The following is a 16130-nucleotide window of genomic DNA, read 5'->3' as shown; positions in this document are numbered from 1 at the left end:
GACAATGCCCCTATCGACCGATAGAGGCATTGTCTTCACCATGCACTCAGACTGCTAGGTTTTCACACAGTCTGCTAGGCCGGGTTCTTCGTAGCGTTCAAGCTCAGGCCGGAGCCTGGGTGCGGCCCTTGTAGGAACCGTCACGGGTGTCGATCTCGATCCAGTCGTCGATGTCGACGAACTCGGCAACCTTGATCTCGGTGCCGTTGCGCAGCTTGGCAGGCTTCATCACCTTGCCGGAAGTGTCGCCACGGGCAGCGTTCTCGGTGTACACAACCTGACGCACGATGGTGGTCGGCAGGTCAACGGAGATCACCTTGCCTTCGAAGAACACGGCTTCGCAGACGTCGCTCATGCCTTCTTCGATGAACGGCAGAACGCTTTCCAGATCTTCGGCACGCAGCTCGTAGGAGTTGTACTCCGGATCCATGAACACGTAGTCCTCACCGCTGATGTAGGACAGGTTCACTTCCTTGCGCTCGAGAATCACCGGCTCCATCTTGTCGTCGGCTTTGTAAACGGTCTCGGTCTTGGAACCGTTGAGTAGGTTCTTCAGCTTCATCTTGACGATGGCGCTGTTACGACCGGACTTGGTGAACTCGGCCTTCTGGATCAGCCACGGCTGGCCATCGATCAGGGCCACGCTGTTGACTCTCATTTCTTGTGCAGTTTTCATGCGGATATCCGAAATATGCGGGAGGTACAGAAATCTAGGCCGCGTATGATAGCCAATTTAGGTAAAACTGTTCCAGCGCCGTGGCAAGATCCGCCCGGGCGGCCTGCTGATCACACCATTGTTCGGCATGCTGCTGCAGCGTCGGTAACGCCGCGGCAAGCGCGGGCCAGGCCGTTGCCATGCCTTCACCGGCGTTCCAGGCCCGCCACAATCGAGCCTGAGCACTGACTGCATCAGGCGGCAAGTCAGCGCTGTAAACCGCCAGAAAAGCTTCCAGCTTGTCCCAGTGCGCGCCCTCCTCCTGCGGGTAGATGTGCCAGAGCAAAGGCCGCCCGGCCCACTGCGCACGAATGAAGGAATCCTCACCGCGCACGGCATTGAAGTCGCAGCACCACAGCAAACGGTCGTAATCGTCCTGAGCGACGAAAGGCAACACCTGAATCTGCAGACTGCCGCGCCGGCGCTGATCACCGGGCAGCAACTGCGTTTCACCGAACCAGGCCTGCAAATCCCCCAGCACCTTGCCCTGCGGCACCAGCAACTGAGTCGGCTGCGCATCGGCTGCCAGCGCCTCCAACCAGCCCGCCAGCCCCACGTTCTCATAAGCGAACAGGGAAATCAGCCGCGCCCCGGCCTCCCTCGTCACACCCAGCGATTGCAAAAACGCCTGCTGCGCCTGCGTATCAGCCTGCAAGGCACGGCGCCGCGCCAACAAATCAGCCTCACGCAGCAAGCCACCTGTGCCATCCACGAAACCAGGAAAGAAGAAGAACTTCTGCAAGCCAACCGGCTGCGGCGACGGCAGGCCATGGCAGCCCGCGACCCAATCCTCGGCACTGAGGTATTCCAGGTTCAACCACAGCCGGCGCGTGCCGCTGGCCGCCATCGCGGCGACATAAGCGGGTGGCAACTGACAAGCGAACGCCTCGATCACCACCTGCGCCGGCTCGACCGCCGGGAAAGGCTCTGCCCAGCGCCGCACCTCGACACCCTGTAAGTGCTGGCACTCGGCATCGACGCTGGCTTCAGGGCACAAACGCACGAACGCCGCCAGATCATCGACCCACAGACGCAGCGCATGCCCCTGCTCCTCCGCCAATTGCTGGGCCAGCCGCCAGGTCACGCCGATATCACCGTAGTTATCCACCACGCTGCAGAAAATGTCCCACCTGGCCACGCTGCGCCCCTTCTCAAAAATGCCGGCCATTCTAACCGCCAGGCACGAAAAAGCCCGACAGAGGCGTCATGCGGTTCACTTGAGGATGCACAGGCATGCCTGCCTTCTCACCGTTATGAGAAAGGGGTTGAGCGTATAGATTGATGCCAATATGAGAATCTTGACTGCCGGCGCAAGCTATACAGATCGACACACTGCGCACTGGCACCTGCAATCTCGAACATCCCAAGGTAGCATCCATGCCACACGACAAACGCAAAGAACTACGCAGCATGCTGCTTGCCGACGCCGAATCAAAGCCGGCAAAGCTTGCTGACCAATACTTTTTTGCCCGCCTTCGCGAACGCATACAGAGCGCTAAACCGAACCCCGCATCTTGAAGTAGTGCGAGTAGTGACAGATACACGGCTACAGCCAGTGAAAAAGTAGCGGCAAAAAGAGATTCGAACCCGTTTCGGTAGCGTGTCAGTTCGTGCCAAACCCGCTCAATACGGGGCTTAGCGCCCTACCCGCTTGTTCGATTCGTCACTATTCGGCTCTATGATTTCGACACTTTTTCGACACTCAACCTGCACGCAGCTCGTTAATCAACTCCGGGTGTCGGCCCAGGATCTTGAACAACTGCACCAGCGGTTGCGGTGCTTCTGTGCTGCCTCGCTCGTAGCGAGAAAACGCATTCGGCCCACCACCGAACAGCTCGGCCGCTTCGCGCTGGCTCAACCGCAACTGCTTACGCACGCTGCGAATCAGCTCCTGATTGCCATCCTGGGCGTTCACCTGCTGGCGAAACTCGTTCATGGCACGCATAACGCGCTCACTTTCAGCCGGCCCAGTCAGTGACTCGCCACAGGCATCGCACCAGTCAGCCGTTACTGCAGTAATTTGGGTGGTTTGCCCCTTGTAGGTGAAGGGCATATCGCGGGTGTCGTGAACCAGTTCCGCCCCGCCGCATACTGGACATTTCATGGTCACTTCTCCTTAAAGGAAACGATTAGCAGATCGGCCACCAGCGTGAACTTCAGATAGACCTGCCCGAATTCGGTATCGGGTCGGTAAACGTCCTGCCAGGTAGTATGATCCGCATAGGTTGTCATGCTCTTGAAAAAGTCGCGGCTGCTCAGGGCACTGATGACGGCCAGCATGTCGGCCATCTCCATGCCCAGCGCAGCGCCTCCTTCCAAGGCTACGCGGGTGAAGCGATACCGCTGGTCGGCTACAGCCTGTTTCACCAACTCAAGCCTGAAATGGGGTTTGCGCTTTTCCATGCCGCACAAAATAACCTATTAGGTTAATTGCCTCAAGGTAATAGTCATGCCAGACGACAGACGCACACGACTACGCAATGAGCTGCTTGCCGGGGCCGCATCAGCCCCCACAAAGCCAGCTGACCCTCAATACTTTGCACGCCTGCGTAGGCAGTTGAGCCAGGTCAAATCAAAACCTAACCCATCGGATTAAAACTGCTCGCCGCAGAGCAATAGCGCGTCTTCATGCGATCACTGCTTGTCTTGCGGTCACTGTCATAGCGGGCACGCCAGGTTCTGCACTGTTCGTGAAAGTGCTGTTTGGCGGCCTTGCGGCATTCTCGGTAGTCCATTGATCCGCGCCGGTGATTGGCGCAGACGCTGGTGCCGTCGATGTAGTTGTTCACCGATAGCCACTCCGCCAAGTAGTTGCTGCCGCCGTTCCAGCTTTTGATCCACTTGGATGTACGCTCGCGGCTTACCTGCTTGGTTTGTCGCTGCTGCGTCTGCTGAGGTGCCTGGGCGATGCGATCGGTGGCGGGCGGTGTGTAGGTGCTGGCCGGCTGCTTGGGCGTGTAGTTCTTGTCACTGAACACGTTCTGAGAACTGGCAATCGCCCTCGCCTTTTCTTCCTCGGTCCACTCCATCGAGGCGTATGGCTGAGGCTGGCTTACCGGCTCGTATGCAACTCGTTGCGCGGGGGGATCGATGGGAATGGATGACAGCCTTAAAGGCTCTTCCGGCTCGCTGTAGGGCTGTGGCGCCGGTTGCTGGCTGAACAGGGGTTTGCCGTCTACGTGGATCGCCTGTTTTAGCTGATCCACATTGATCACGATTGGTTTGGCAAACATCGCGATCACGCCCCAGGTAATCGCGGAACCCACACCCAGGATGGCCACCATTCGCCATGGGCCGGACTTCTTCTTGCTGCGTAGATAGTCTGGAGCGTCGTCCCAGTCGGATTTCATCTCGCCTCCTTGCATTACGCTTTACTTTCTTACCAAAGGTGCGTAGCAAAACACGCAGCTTATGTTACAGCGTGCCAATGTACATCACTGAAGCCACTCATACTCTCCAGTATCCACATCCTTTGCTAGAAGCTTATCGGTTTTAACTCCAACCTCATTGTGTCGCCTTTCAAAGTATCCGATCAACGAAGAATAATCCCTAGGCATATCCGCAGGAACTGGAGACCCATATTGCACTAGAAGATCCATAGCAATTCTGTAGGCTTTTTTCTCACTCCTGGCAAAGCGCACGGGTGATCCTGGGCACATGAAGGTCACCGTATAGCTCAACGAAGCGCGTGACCGTTGCGCCGAACTCGGAGATGGTCTTGTTGGTGCTACGGGTATCGCCATCGGTCAGGCGCTTGTCATCCGCCCATTTCTTGAAGACTTCCGAAAGCCTGGGGCCGCTCAGCTTGCTCTCTGCTGCCTTCTGCTCCACCGCGAGCGGCTTCTCTACGAACGGAAGATTCATGGCTTCTCGCCAGTCACCTGCAAAGCGCGCCACTGCCATCCTGCAGAGGTCACACCAGCGGCTATAGAACGCATCCACCAGAGACCTGTAGGCGGGCTCAGAGGTATCAGGAACAGGCAAATGGTGCTCAGCCAGCACAGACTTCATGAACCCTTCTACAGCGTTCTGGCGAGCCATGTAGCTGCTGCTATCGACAACATCACAGGCAAGCTGAACATCGGCGGCGTCATCGCCATCAAGAGGCTGGATCAGAAAGTCGGTGAGATCCTCCGGCTTGCTCTCCCATGACTCAATCACAGCTTGCGCCCACCTATCGGCGAGCTTGGGGGCATCAGAGGCTAGAACTCGGGGGCGGCCAGCGAGTTGCTCTCTGGCTGCGAAGAAGATGTCCTCACAACGGATCAGCTCCGATGCGAAACGAGGACGGGCAGTGGCGAAGTCTCGGGTTCTGAGTGAGACCTTCCATTCGCGCTTGCCGATGATCTGACGGATGTCTTCGGGGACTTCACGGCGGAGGTAAAAAATCCCCGAACGAGGATGCTTCCACGGCTTGGTCATGACGTGCATTTGTTCCACCCATCTGTACCTATCGGATCAGAAAGGCGTCTAGCTGAAACAAAAAGCCCCTGATTCTCTAGGAAAATCAAGGGCTTATTGAAAGTGGCGGTGAAGAAGAGATTCGAACTCTTGATACGGTTTCCCGTATACACACTTTCCAGGCGTGCTCCTTCAGCCTCTCGGACACCTCACCGGATCTCGACGTTTTGGCGTTTACCCCGTCGAGGCGCGATAATGTAGTCGAATGTTTTCCCGATGGCAAATTTTTTTTAAAGGATTCATGCGCTTAAGAGCGAAGCGGGTTTTCGTCGTGCTCCTCGCGGGGCTGCTCGTCGAAGCGAATGTGGCCGAACAGCAGAAAACCCAGGGACATGAACAGGCCCAAGCCGAATAGCAGCAGCACGCCGGATGGGCTGCGCAGGTAGAAGGTTTCGCTGAGCACGACCGATGCCAGCAGCAGGCCGATCACGGCGACCATATAAAGGATGGAGTAGAGGGTGTTCATGGGGCAGCTCCTTTGGTTCGCTGCTCACCTTAAAGGCCTGGCTTTGCGTTCGACCAATTGCCATCCGGCATCGCCGCGATAGGCAAAAACACTGACCAGTCAGTCAGCCACGGCGCTTTACCAGAGCGCTTCGGCTGAGTACCTTCTGCCCACATTCGCCCCCAAGGCTCTAACAAGGAAAACCGCCATGAGCGACCTGATCAGCTATCAACTCGAAGACGGCATCGCCACCCTCACCCTGAGCAATGGCAAGGTCAATGCCATCTCGCCTGACGTGATCGCTGCGTTCAATGCCGCCCTCGACCGCGCCGAGCAGGATCGCGCCATCGTCGTCATCACTGGCCAGCCGGGGATTCTTTCCGGCGGCTATGACCTGAAGGTGATGACCTCGGGCCCGCAGAATGCAATCAATCTGGTCGCTGCTGGCTCTACCCTGGCGCGACGCATGCTCGCTCACCCCTACCCGATCATCGTCGCCTGCTCGGGTCATGCCGTGGCCAAGGGTGCGTTCATCCTGCTGTCGGCCGATTACCGTATCGGTGTGGAAGGTCCGTTCAATATCGGCCTGAATGAAGTGCAGATCGGCATGACCATGCACCACGTCGGCATCGAACTGGCCCGTGATCGCCTGCGCAAGTCGGCGTTCCACCGTTCGGTGATCAATGGCGAGATGTTCGACCCGGCTGGCGCGGTAGAGGCCGGCTTCCTGGACAAAGTGGTGCCGGCCGAACAATTGCTGGCCACCACTCAGGCGGTGGCGCAGCAGATGAAGAAGATCAACATGACCGCGCACAAGAACACCAAGCTGAAGGTGCGCAAGGCGCTGCTGGAAACACTCGATGCCGCTATCGAGATGGACAAGCAACACCTGCTGTAAGCATTCGGTAACCCATAAATGAAAAGCGCCGCTTCCGTTGAGGTCGCGGCGCTTTTTCTTTGCGCGTCTCGCCAATTAATCCGTCATCGAATGTCGGTGCGCGCGGCGCACCCAACGGGTCAGCCTGAGTAGTCCAGGGCCGTCCAGGCTCGACTCAGGCCTTGCGCAAGCACGCAGCCAGGCTTGCTCAGTTGCTCGTTGAAGGCGGCCGGCAACAGCGTGGTTTCACCCTCTGCGGCGCCATGACGCTCGGTCAGCCACTGCAGCTTGCCGCAGTTGGGCGTTTCGATCACGTAACTGGCGGCAATGTTGGAGTGATGGCTGGGCAGTCGAATCACGTCGAGCACTATACCCGTCTCCTCGACACGCTGGCCATCGGAAACCAGCACGGCCCAGGCCTGTTCGCCCTCGATCACCAGATAGGCACCGTTGGCCTGTGGTCGATCAATCTGCGGTTGCGCGCAGCCGCTCAGCAGGGCCAATAGCACAATCGTCATCAGCATCTGTTGCATTGCCAATACCCCCTCGCAAGGCGCCCACCTTCAGGTGGTGGACGGGTTGTTGTCGCCTAAGTGAGGCCAATATCACTCAATACTGTTTATTTGTACAGTATTTTTCGATTAGGCTATATCGCAGGTAAATGATCGATTGCACAGGAGCGCCATCATGCTGGACGTACTGCAGCTAAAACACCGAGTGAACCGCATGCCGCTGGAGCGGGTACGCGAGATGGTCGAGGAACTGCAGCTCGAGGGCATCGTCACCGAGAGCCGCACCCCTTTCAATCGTCAGCACTTCAATACCTGCTTCGCTGAGATCGAGGCGCTGCTGCAGCGCGCCGGCTACCATCGGCAACTGGATGTGGTCGGCTATCAGGGGCTGGCCTATGCGCTGTTCGATCCGGCTCGCTGGGAAGCCGTCGAAGTGCTGCGCTGGCTGCGCGACTTCGTCGAGGAGGCGCGCGTTCAACCGGCGTCCTGAGCCTGCGGTACGAACCAAAAAGGCTCAGCGCCGCCCGCTCATGCACGGCATTGGCTCAGAAGCATGCGGGGTGAGCTGAGCGTGCGCTTGCTCCACACACTTCAAAATTCTCTCAGAACACAGCTGCAACTTATTGATCCTAAACAGCTAGCCGCTGGCAATCCGGAATCCGGCCCCTACCTGGCAGGTGCCGCATGCCGCTGCTCGGCCGTTGTGCATGAAAGCTGGCAAGCCCCTTGCTAAGTCCCTGTCAACCATCCTGCGTAGCACGCCAACGGCGGCGGGCCGAGGATCACGGACAACGGCGTCCGTCAGGTCACCTTTCTCTCATCGAGGCGGCCTGGCGTACGCCGTTTTTGTTTATGCGCCTGACAAGGATTAGAACCATGACCGATCGTGATTCGAACAAGCCCCTGGCCACCAGCCGCCGTAACTTTCTCAAGCAATCCATCGCCCTGGCCGGCGCCGTGAGCGGCATCGCCGCACTTGGCTTGTCGGCGCCGGCTTCGCTGCGTAGCGCAGCATGGGCAGCTGGCTCCGACGCGCCGGAAAAAGCCGCGCTAAACGTCGGCTTCATTCCCCTGACCGATTGCGCTTCAGTGGTGGTCGCCGCCACCCAGGGTTTCGGCGAGAAATACGGCCTGACCATCAACCCGAGCAAGGAGGCCTCCTGGGCCGGCGTGCGCGACAAGCTCAACACTGGCGAACTGGATGCTGCCCATGTGCTCTACGGCATGATGTACGGCGCCCAGCTCGGCCTGGCCGGGCCGCAGCGGGACATGGCGGTGCTGATGGGGCTAAACCAGAATGGCCAGGCCATCACCCTGTCCAAGCAACTGCGTGAGGCTGGCGTGACCAACGGCGCGCAACTGGCCGAACACGTGAAGAAAGGCGGTAATCCGCTGACCTTCGCCCAGACATTCCCAACTGGTACCCACGCCATGTGGCTGTACTACTGGCTGGCCAGTGTCGGCATCAACCCCATGAGCGATGTGAAGACCATCGTCGTGCCGCCGCCGCAGATGGTCGCCAATATGCGTGTCGGCAACATGGACGGCTTCTGCGTCGGCGAGCCCTGGGGCGCGCGGGCGATCTTCGACAAGATCGGTTTCACCGCCACCACCACGCAGCAGATCTGGCCGGACCACCCGGAGAAGGTGCTCGGCACCACCCGCGCCTTTATCGAGCAGTATCCCAATGCCGCCCGTGCGCTGATCATGGCGATTCTCGATGCCAGCCGCTTCATCGAGGCCAGCGAGGAGAACCGCAAGAGCACCGCCAAGCTGATTTCCGGCAAGGCCTACGTCAACGCGCCGGTGCAGGTGATCGAGCCGCGCTTTCTCGCCCAGTACGAGGACGGCCTCGGCAACAGCTGGAAGGACGAACACGCCATGGCCTTCTGCAAGGACGGCAGCGTCAACTTTCCCTATCACTCCGACGGCATGTGGTTCCTCACCCAATTCAAGCGCTGGGGCCTGCTCAAGGATGCGCCGGATTACGCCGCCGTGGCCGCGCAAGTCAACCAGACCGCGCTCTACGCCGAGGCTGCCAGCGCCCTCAAGCTGGCGGTGCCGAGCAGCCCGCTGCGCAGCAGCACGTTGATCGACGGCGTGGTCTGGGACGGCAGCAATCCGGCCGCCTACGCCGACTCCTTCGCCATCAAAGCCTGACTGGAGGTGAGCATGAATGCGCCCCTGAAAACACCACTGCCGCCAATTGCCAAGCCGCGCCTCTCTGCGCAGGCCTTGCTGCCCAGCGCCGCCGCACTGGGCAGTATGCTCAAGGCCGGCATCGCCCCGCTGCTGGGCATCATCGCCTTCATCGGCTTCTGGTCGCTGCTGGCGCAGTACAGCGAGGGCCTGCCTGGCCCCTTGAGCACCTGGCAAGCCGCGCTGGTGTTGTTCGCTGATCCTTTCTACGACAACGGCCCCAACGACATGGGTATCGGCTGGAACATCCTCAACTCGCTCGGCCGCGTCGGCGTCGGCTTCGGTCTGGCGGCGCTGGTGGGCATTCCCCTGGGGTTCGCCATCGGCCGTTTCGCCTTTCTCGCCGGCATGCTGGCGCCGATCATCAGCTTGCTGCGTCCGGTCTCGCCGCTGGCCTGGCTGCCGATCGGCCTGCTGGTGTTCGAGGCGGCCGGCCCGGCGTCGATCTGGGTCATTTTCATCAGCTCGATCTGGCCGATCATCCTCAACACCGCCGCCGGCGTGGCCAGCGTGCCGCAGGACTACCTGAACGCGGCCCGCGTGCTGAAGCTGTCGGAGTTCAAGGTGCTGACGCGCATCCTGTTTCCCGCCGTGCTGCCGCACCTGATGACCGGCATCCGCCTGGCCATCGGCGTGGCCTGGCTGGTGATAGTCGCCGCGGAGATGCTCACCGGCGGCATCGGCCTGGGCTTCTGGGTGTGGGACGAGTGGAACAACCTCAACGTCGAGCACATTCTCATCGCCATCATCATCGTCGGCCTGGTCGGCCTGGCGCTGGAGCAGATGCTGCTGTTGATCGCCAAACGCTTTGACTACGCGAGCTGAAGAGGCGCATTCGCCCAACCCCGTAGCCCGGATGCAATCCGGGAACGCGATCTCCGTTTCCCCGGATTGCATCCGGGCTACGTAAGCTTACAAATCAGTTCAATAGTAGACGCCAAGTCTTTGTTTTAAATAAAAGTGTTACTGATTAAATTCGGGGCACAGCGCCAGAACGAGAGAACTCCGATGGACAAATTCGTGGAGCTGACAGCTGTCAGCAAGCACTTCGACACCAAGAAAGGCCGCTTCCAGGCACTGGCCGACGTCAACCTGAGCATCGCCCGCGGCGAGTTCGTCGCACTGATCGGCCACTCCGGCTGCGGCAAATCCACCGTGCTCAACCTGATCGCTGGCCTGCTCGACGCCAACGAAGGCGGGCTGATCTGCAATGGCCGCGAGATCGACGGCCCCGGCCCCGAACGCGCCGTGGTGTTCCAGAACCACAGCCTGCTGCCCTGGATGACCTGCTTCGGCAACGTCCACCTGGCCGTGGAAAAGGTCTTCGGCGCGCGCGAAATCAAGGCCCAGCTCAAGGCCCGCACCGAGCAGGCGCTGAACATGGTCGGCCTCAGCCATGCCATGCACAAGCATCCCAACGAGATCTCCGGCGGCATGAAGCAGCGCGTCGGCATCGCCCGTGCCCTGGCCATGGAGCCCAAGGTGCTGCTGATGGACGAGCCGTTCGGCGCCCTCGATGCCCTGACCCGCGCGCACCTGCAGGACGAGCTGCTGCGCATCGTCGGGCAGACCCAGAGCACCGTGGTGATGGTCACCCATGACGTCGACGAAGCCGTGCTCCTGTCCGATCGTATCGTCATGATGACCAACGGCCCGGCGGCCACCGTCGGCGAAATCCTCGCCGTCGACCTGCCGAGCCCGCGCGACCGCCTGGCGCTGGCCAATGACTCGCAGTACCACGCCTACCGTACCGCCGTGCTGGAGTTTCTCTACCAGCGCCAGCAGCGCCCGGCCGCCTGAGTGTCAAAACCGCTCTGGCTCAAGGGCTGGGGCGGCGGAACCTCTGACCCTTTGCAGGGACGAACAAGGGCCCTCAACCGACAATCAGAGAACCCCGTGCTCGACCTCACCACCTGGAATCTGTCGATTCCCACCGAACCAGTGCCGACCACCATCACCACCGAACGGCTGAATAACGGCTATACAAGCCGTTACTTTCGGCGCAATGCCGACGGCAGCGTGACGTTCTGGGTGCCGGTCACCGGCTCGACCACCGCCGATGCCCGCTATCCACGCAGCGAGCTACGCGAAACCCAGCACGACGGCAGACTCGACAACTGGCTCCACGCCAGTTCGGACAGCTATCTCAGCGCCGTGCTGCAGGTTGACCAGGTGCCCAGCCGCAACAAGGTGGTGATCGGCCAGATCCACAGTACCGACGTGCCGGGCAGCCAAAACGACCCGCTGCTCAAGCTGCAATATCACTATCGACGTGGCGTTGGCCGGGTGGAGCTGCTGCTGCGCGCTCGCCCAGGCGACAGCGACGTGCAAAACATTCTGCTGGCCGAGAACATCCAGCTTGGCGAGCGCTTCGGCTACGACCTGCGCGTCACGCCCAGCGGACGCATCGGCGTCAGCGTGGCCAGCACCGATGGCGACAATGGCTCGCTCTACCGCCAGTTGAGCAGCAGCTGGAGCAAGCAGTACCTGTACTTCAAGGCGGGCGCCTATATCCAGGACAATTCCGGAGCGGATAGCGAAGGTGGTCGCGTCACGTTCTATCACCTCAACAGCCTGCACCGCTGAGGAACGCGGCGGTTTACAATCGCCGCCCTCCTAGACGAAGGCTCGACCATGGCACGCCTGACCCTCGATTTTCCCGAAGACCAGTACTGCTACAGCACTCACCTGACCGTGCGCGTTACCGACATCAACGGTGCCAACCATCTGGGCAATGACTCGATGATCTCGATGATTTCCGAGGCACGTGCCCGTTTCCTCTTCGAGTTCGGCATCCGCGAAACCGACGGCAAAGGCACTGGCATCATCGTCACCGACCTGGCCACCACCTACAGGGCCGAGGCCCATGCCCGTGACCAGCTGCTGTTCGAGGTCGGCGTGATGGATTTCAACCGATATGGCGGTGATATCACCTTCCGCATCACCCGTCCGGCTGACGGCACGCTGGTGGCCATGGCCAAGTCCGGCTTCGTGTTCTTCGATTATCTGCAGTCGAAGGTGGTGCCGATGCCGGAATCCTTCAGCGCCAAGTTCCCCAAGGTCAATCGGCTCGACTGACTCAGCGATTCCACTGCTTCAGGGCCCCGGGCGAACAGGCGTCTGGCAAAACTTGCACAGTTATTGCTGCTAATAACGTGACACATTGTCATTCGTCTGCTACGCCTAGGTCAGAACTGAAAAAAGGGGGGATCGAGGATGACCGACACCTACCGCCGTGCCCGTCAGGCGGGGCTGCTCAGCAATCTGCTGGCACTCGCCCTGCTGACCGCGCCGCTACCCACTCACGCAACCAGCGTTGCCCAACTTTCCAGCGTCCAGTCTCAAGCCACTCTCAGTACGCAGCGATCGCCCCATTCGGGGGCATAGACGGCGCAAACGCCTCGTTTTACGGCAGTACTGCGCGTATTGAAGGTGCGTAGCACCTGATCCCAGGGCCTCTGCTCGGTTGGCTCGGCTCTTGCTTATTCCCTCGCACCAGGTAGCCAACGGCGGCCACCTCCCTCACGACAACGACGTCGCCTCACCTCGCCTTCATGGCCTGTGGTGAAGCGGCGTTTTTTTTCGTGTTCGCCCCAGTGACCGGGGCCGGCGCAGGCATCGCGATCCGAGCCTGCACCGCAATCGCGCAAACCTGCTGTGGCTTCGGCCGCAGGGCTCTGCACCACAAGTGCAGGGCCTTCCCGGCAGGCGCGGCCGCCGTGTCCACGACCACGGTTCGCCGCGCCTGGCCGGGCTCCTTCTCGCTGATGAGGTGATCGATGAATACAAGTTTCTGGAAAGCCGGCCACGCCCCCACCCTGTTTGCCGCCTTCCTCTATTTCGACCTGAGCTTCATGGTCTGGTACCTACTCGGCCCACTGGCGGTGCAGATCGCTACCGACCTCGACCTCAACGCCCAGCAACGCGGCCTGATGGTGGCCACGCCGATTCTCGCCGGCGCCGTGCTGCGTCTGCTGATGGGCTTTCTCGCCGACCGCCTGTCGCCGAAGACCGCCGGCCTGCTCGGCCAGGTGGTGGTGATAGTCGCGCTGTTCTGCGCCTGGCAGATCGGCATCGGCAGCTACGAGCAGGCGCTGCTGCTCGGCCTGTTCCTCGGCTTCGCCGGCGCGGCGTTCGCCGTGGCCCTGCCGCTGGCCTCCCAGTGGTACCCGCCGGAGCACCAGGGCAAGGCCATGGGCATCGCCGGCGCCGGTAACTCTGGCACCGTGCTGGCAGCGCTGTTCGCCCCCGGCCTGGCCGCGCTGTCCGGCTGGCAGAACGTGTTCGGCTGGGCGCTGATCCCGCTGCTGGCGACCCTGGTGATCTTCGCCCTGGTGGCCAAGAATGCGCCGGAGCGGCCCAAGCCCAAGGCCTTCGGCGACTACCTCAAGGCCCTCGGCGATCGCGACAGCTGGTGGTTCATGTTCTTCTACAGCGTCACCTTCGGCGGCTTCATCGGACTGGCCAGCGCCCTGCCCGGCTACTTCAGCGACCAGTACGGGCTGAACCCGGTGACCGCAGGCTACTACACCGCCGCCTGCGTCTTCGCCGGCAGCCTGCTGCGCCCGCTCGGCGGCGCCCTGGCCGACCGCATCGGCGGCATTCTCACGCTGCTGATGATGTACAGCATCGCCTCGCTGTGCATCACCGTGGTGGGTTTCAACCTGCCCAGCGCGACCGCCGCTCTGGCGTTTTTCGTCGCTGCCATGCTCGGTCTTGGCGCCGGCAATGGCGCGGTGTTCCAGTTGGTGCCGCAGCGCTTTCGCAGGGAAATCGGCGTGATGACCGGGTTGATCGGCATGGCCGGCGGCATCGGCGGTTTCTTCCTCGCCGCCGGTCTGGGCACCATCAAGCAGCACACCGGCGACTACCAACTGGGCCTCTGGCTGTTCGCCAGCCTCGGCGTGCTGGCCTGGATCGGTCTGCACGGGGTCAAGCAGCGCTGGCGCACCACCTGGGGCAGCGCCGCAGTGACCGCCGCACGGGTGTGAGCGAGTTCTCGACGACCGGCCACACTGCGTAGGGTGCGCCGCGCGCACCAGCGATTTGCGCCGAGCGCGGTGCGCACGGCGCCCCCTACGATCCAAAGATCTACGGAAACCACATCATGGCCCTGCAACTGAGCATCGGCGAAACCAGCGCCACCGGCCCGCGCAGCGAGAACCAGGATGCCCTGCGTGTGGTCACCCCGGCGCCGGCCCTGGCCGCCAGCAAGGGCTACCTGCTGGGCCTGGCTGATGGCGTCAGCCAGTGCGCCGACGGCGGCCTGGCCGCGCGCGCCACCCTGCAGGCGCTGGCTCTGGATTACTACTCCACCCCGGAAACCTGGCCGGTGCAGCACAGTCTGGATCGCCTGTTAGTCGCACATAACCGCTGGCTACAGGCCAACGGCGGCGGCCAGCCGCTGCTGACCACCCTCACTGCGCTGGTGCTGCGCGGGCGGCGCTACACCCTGGCGCATATCGGCGACAGCCGCGCCTATCTGTGGCGGGGCGGCCAGCTGTTGCGCCTGACCGAGGACCATGTTTGGGAACAACCGGGCATGCAGCACGTGCTCAAGCGCGCCATGGGCCTGGACCAGCATCTGGTGGTGGACTACCGCGATGGCGAACTGCAGCCCGGCGACCGTTTCCTGCTGGTCAGCGATGGCGTCTGGGCCAGCCTCAGCGACAAGCGCATAGGCGAATTGCTACAGGGCGATAACGCCGAGGCAATCTGCCAGGCGCTGGTCGGCGAAGCGCACCGCGCCGGCAGCCAGGACAACGCCAGCGCCCTGCTGGTACATGTCGAGCAGCTCCCAGAAGCGGCGCTGGCCGACACCCTGGCCCAGCTCGAGCACTGGCCGCTGCCGCCACGCCTGCGCGATGGCCAAGTATTCGAGGGATGGCAGGTCGAGCGCCTGCTCGGCGAATCGCGCCAGTCGCTGATCTACCGGGTACGCGATACCGACAATCACCCCTGGCTGCTCAAGACCCTGCCGGCCAGCCGCGCTGGTGAGGAGCAGGCCGGCCCGGCACTGCTGCAGGAAGAATGGTTCCTGCGCCGCGTCGCCGGTCGCCACTTTCCCGAACTGCACGCCCTGCCGCAGCGCCAGCACCTGTATTACGTGCAACGTGAATACGCCGGCCAGACCCTGCACGCACGCCTGCGCCAGCACGGCCCGCTGAGCCTGGCCGACTGGCAGGACCTGGCGCCGCGCCTGATCAAGGCGCTCGGCCTGCTGCACCGGCGCAATATCATCCACCGCGACATCAAGCCGGAGAACCTGCTGCTCGGCGACGACGGCGAACTGCGCGTGCTCGACTTCGGCCTGGCCTACTGCCTGGGCCTGACCCGCGACGAGGCCCACAGCCTGCCCGGCACGCCCAGCTATATTGCCCCCGAAGCCTTCGCCGGCAGCCCGCCCAGTGCGCAGCAGGACCTCTACGCCGCGGGCGTGACGCTCTATCACCTGCTTACCGGACACTATCCCCATGGCGAAGTCGAGGCCTTTCAGCACCCACGCTTCGGCCAACCGACACCGGCCAGCCGCTACCGCCCGGACTTGCCTGCCTGGCTCGATGAGGTCTTGAACCGCGCGGTAGCCGCCGCCCCAGCGCAGCGCTTCGAGACCGCCGAGGAGTGGCTGCTGGCACTGGAAAGTGGCGAGCGCCAATCCCTGAACAACCACCCACGACCGCTGCTGGAGCGCGAGCCACTGCTGGTGTGGCGCAGCGTGGCGCTGGTGTCGCTGCTGCTCAACCTGCTGCTGGCGTTCCTCCTGCTCAAATAGCCCATCCCGCACCAAAGCAGCGCAAAGCGCCTCTCAACGGTGCACAAACCCACTCACCAGCTTCACCCAAGTGACTGAAAAGCCTGAAAAACCGTGATTTGATCGAGTTGCCACAAGGGCTGCATTCAAAACTACCACAAACCACATAA

General features: G+C 61.6%; 17 protein-coding genes and 1 tRNA gene. 9 read left to right on the top strand and 9 right to left on the bottom strand.

What is annotated here, in order from left to right; genetic code table 11:
- Positions 1-103: 103 nt before the first annotated feature.
- The 8 genes from efp to J7655_RS10590 form a co-directional block, all read right to left on the bottom strand.
- Positions 104-676, bottom strand: coding sequence for an elongation factor P (efp, locus tag J7655_RS10625; protein ID WP_074678540.1), 573 nt, complete (start codon positions 674-676; stop codon positions 104-106).
- Positions 677-710: 34 nt separating this feature from the next.
- Positions 711-1883, bottom strand: a complete 1173-nt coding sequence (earP, locus tag J7655_RS10620; RefSeq protein ID WP_230924414.1) for an elongation factor P maturation arginine rhamnosyltransferase EarP — start codon at positions 1881-1883, stop codon at positions 711-713.
- 534 nt (positions 1884-2417) lie between these two features.
- Positions 2418-2819, bottom strand: a complete 402-nt coding sequence (locus tag J7655_RS10615) for a type II TA system antitoxin MqsA family protein (protein ID WP_031306592.1) — start codon at positions 2817-2819, stop codon at positions 2418-2420.
- Between the two features lie 2 nt (positions 2820-2821).
- Positions 2822-3118 carry a type II toxin-antitoxin system MqsR family toxin gene (locus J7655_RS10610; protein ID WP_147811842.1) on the bottom strand — a complete coding sequence of 99 codons (297 nt, stop codon included), beginning with the start codon at positions 3116-3118 and terminating at the stop codon, positions 2822-2824.
- Between the two features lie 176 nt (positions 3119-3294).
- Complete coding sequence (locus tag J7655_RS10605; RefSeq protein ID WP_230924413.1) at positions 3295-4065, bottom strand: hypothetical protein; 771 nt, start codon at positions 4063-4065, stop codon at positions 3295-3297.
- Positions 4066-4336: 271 nt separating this feature from the next.
- Complete coding sequence (locus tag J7655_RS10600; RefSeq protein ID WP_230924412.1) at positions 4337-5137, bottom strand: DUF6538 domain-containing protein; 801 nt, start codon at positions 5135-5137, stop codon at positions 4337-4339.
- Positions 5138-5240: 103 nt separating this feature from the next.
- Positions 5241-5330: transfer RNA gene (locus J7655_RS10595), tRNA-Ser, on the bottom strand.
- Between the two features lie 93 nt (positions 5331-5423).
- On the bottom strand, positions 5424-5642 hold the full coding sequence (locus J7655_RS10590; RefSeq protein ID WP_230924411.1) for a hypothetical protein: 219 nt from the start codon (positions 5640-5642) through the stop codon (positions 5424-5426).
- Between the two features lie 187 nt (positions 5643-5829).
- Between J7655_RS10590 and J7655_RS10585 the strand changes: the two genes are divergently transcribed.
- Positions 5830-6519 carry a crotonase/enoyl-CoA hydratase family protein gene (locus J7655_RS10585; RefSeq protein ID WP_075747856.1) on the top strand — a complete coding sequence of 230 codons (690 nt, stop codon included), beginning with the start codon at positions 5830-5832 and terminating at the stop codon, positions 6517-6519.
- A 119-nt stretch (positions 6520-6638) separates the two neighbouring features.
- Here J7655_RS10585 and J7655_RS10580 read toward each other — a convergent pair whose 3' ends face one another.
- On the bottom strand, positions 6639-7031 hold the full coding sequence (locus tag J7655_RS10580; RefSeq protein WP_003460092.1) for a hypothetical protein: 393 nt from the start codon (positions 7029-7031) through the stop codon (positions 6639-6641).
- A gap of 154 nt (positions 7032-7185) precedes the next feature.
- On the opposite strand from J7655_RS10580, the gene J7655_RS10575 reads away from it, so the two are divergent.
- From J7655_RS10575 to J7655_RS10540, 8 genes are all read left to right on the top strand, one after another.
- Positions 7186-7500 carry a hypothetical protein gene (locus J7655_RS10575; RefSeq protein WP_012018520.1) on the top strand — a complete coding sequence of 105 codons (315 nt, stop codon included), beginning with the start codon at positions 7186-7188 and terminating at the stop codon, positions 7498-7500.
- A 386-nt stretch (positions 7501-7886) separates the two neighbouring features.
- Positions 7887-9170: a CmpA/NrtA family ABC transporter substrate-binding protein gene (locus J7655_RS10570; protein ID WP_230924409.1), complete on the top strand. Its 1284-nt coding sequence runs from the start codon at positions 7887-7889 to the stop codon at positions 9168-9170.
- Between the two features lie 12 nt (positions 9171-9182).
- Complete coding sequence (gene ntrB, locus J7655_RS10565) at positions 9183-10034, top strand: nitrate ABC transporter permease (protein WP_230924408.1); 852 nt, start codon at positions 9183-9185, stop codon at positions 10032-10034.
- Between the two features lie 183 nt (positions 10035-10217).
- Positions 10218-11009, top strand: coding sequence for an ABC transporter ATP-binding protein (locus J7655_RS10560; RefSeq protein WP_230924407.1), 792 nt, complete (start codon positions 10218-10220; stop codon positions 11007-11009).
- A 96-nt stretch (positions 11010-11105) separates the two neighbouring features.
- The gene (locus J7655_RS10555; protein ID WP_230924406.1) at positions 11106-11795 is read left to right on the top strand and encodes a polysaccharide lyase family 7 protein; all 690 of its coding nucleotides are present in this window, start codon (positions 11106-11108) and stop codon (positions 11793-11795) included.
- Between the two features lie 48 nt (positions 11796-11843).
- The gene (locus tag J7655_RS10550) at positions 11844-12287 is read left to right on the top strand and encodes a thioesterase family protein (protein WP_017676825.1); all 444 of its coding nucleotides are present in this window, start codon (positions 11844-11846) and stop codon (positions 12285-12287) included.
- A 701-nt stretch (positions 12288-12988) separates the two neighbouring features.
- A complete protein-coding gene (locus J7655_RS10545) occupies positions 12989-14200 on the top strand; it encodes a nitrate/nitrite transporter (RefSeq protein WP_230924405.1) in 1212 nt (403 codons plus the stop codon).
- Between the two features lie 116 nt (positions 14201-14316).
- The gene (locus J7655_RS10540; protein WP_230924404.1) at positions 14317-15981 is read left to right on the top strand and encodes a bifunctional protein-serine/threonine kinase/phosphatase; all 1665 of its coding nucleotides are present in this window, start codon (positions 14317-14319) and stop codon (positions 15979-15981) included.
- Positions 15982-16130 lie beyond the last annotated feature (149 nt).

This window comes from Pseudomonas wenzhouensis, from assembly GCF_021029445.1.
GTDB classification, from domain to species: domain Bacteria; phylum Pseudomonadota; class Gammaproteobacteria; order Pseudomonadales; family Pseudomonadaceae; genus Aquipseudomonas; species Aquipseudomonas wenzhouensis.
The sequence above is the reverse complement of the archived record's forward strand: the minus strand, read 5'-3'. Positions and strand labels throughout refer to the sequence as shown.

Bases quoted from the DNA above. Each gene is read 5' to 3' on its own strand.
- efp (WP_074678540.1), bottom strand. From the start codon at position 676: ATGAAAACTGCACAAGAAATGAGAGTCAACAGCGTGGCCCTGATCGAT.
- earP (WP_230924414.1), bottom strand. From the start codon at position 1,883: ATGGCCGGCATTTTTGAGAAGGGGCGCAGCGTGGCCAGGTGGGACATT.
- J7655_RS10615 (WP_031306592.1), bottom strand. From the start codon at position 2,819: ATGAAATGTCCAGTATGCGGCGGGGCGGAACTGGTTCACGACACCCGC.
- J7655_RS10610 (WP_147811842.1), bottom strand. From the start codon at position 3,118: ATGGAAAAGCGCAAACCCCATTTCAGGCTTGAGTTGGTGAAACAGGCT.
- J7655_RS10605 (WP_230924413.1), bottom strand. From the start codon at position 4,065: ATGAAATCCGACTGGGACGACGCTCCAGACTATCTACGCAGCAAGAAG.
- J7655_RS10600 (WP_230924412.1), bottom strand. From the start codon at position 5,137: ATGACCAAGCCGTGGAAGCATCCTCGTTCGGGGATTTTTTACCTCCGC.
- J7655_RS10590 (WP_230924411.1), bottom strand. From the start codon at position 5,642: ATGAACACCCTCTACTCCATCCTTTATATGGTCGCCGTGATCGGCCTG.
- J7655_RS10585 (WP_075747856.1), top strand. From the start codon at position 5,830: ATGAGCGACCTGATCAGCTATCAACTCGAAGACGGCATCGCCACCCTC.
- J7655_RS10580 (WP_003460092.1), bottom strand. From the start codon at position 7,031: ATGCAACAGATGCTGATGACGATTGTGCTATTGGCCCTGCTGAGCGGC.
- J7655_RS10575 (WP_012018520.1), top strand. From the start codon at position 7,186: ATGCTGGACGTACTGCAGCTAAAACACCGAGTGAACCGCATGCCGCTG.
- J7655_RS10570 (WP_230924409.1), top strand. From the start codon at position 7,887: ATGACCGATCGTGATTCGAACAAGCCCCTGGCCACCAGCCGCCGTAAC.
- ntrB (WP_230924408.1), top strand. From the start codon at position 9,183: ATGAATGCGCCCCTGAAAACACCACTGCCGCCAATTGCCAAGCCGCGC.
- J7655_RS10560 (WP_230924407.1), top strand. From the start codon at position 10,218: ATGGACAAATTCGTGGAGCTGACAGCTGTCAGCAAGCACTTCGACACC.
- J7655_RS10550 (WP_017676825.1), top strand. From the start codon at position 11,844: ATGGCACGCCTGACCCTCGATTTTCCCGAAGACCAGTACTGCTACAGC.
- J7655_RS10545 (WP_230924405.1), top strand. From the start codon at position 12,989: ATGAATACAAGTTTCTGGAAAGCCGGCCACGCCCCCACCCTGTTTGCC.
- J7655_RS10540 (WP_230924404.1), top strand. From the start codon at position 14,317: ATGGCCCTGCAACTGAGCATCGGCGAAACCAGCGCCACCGGCCCGCGC.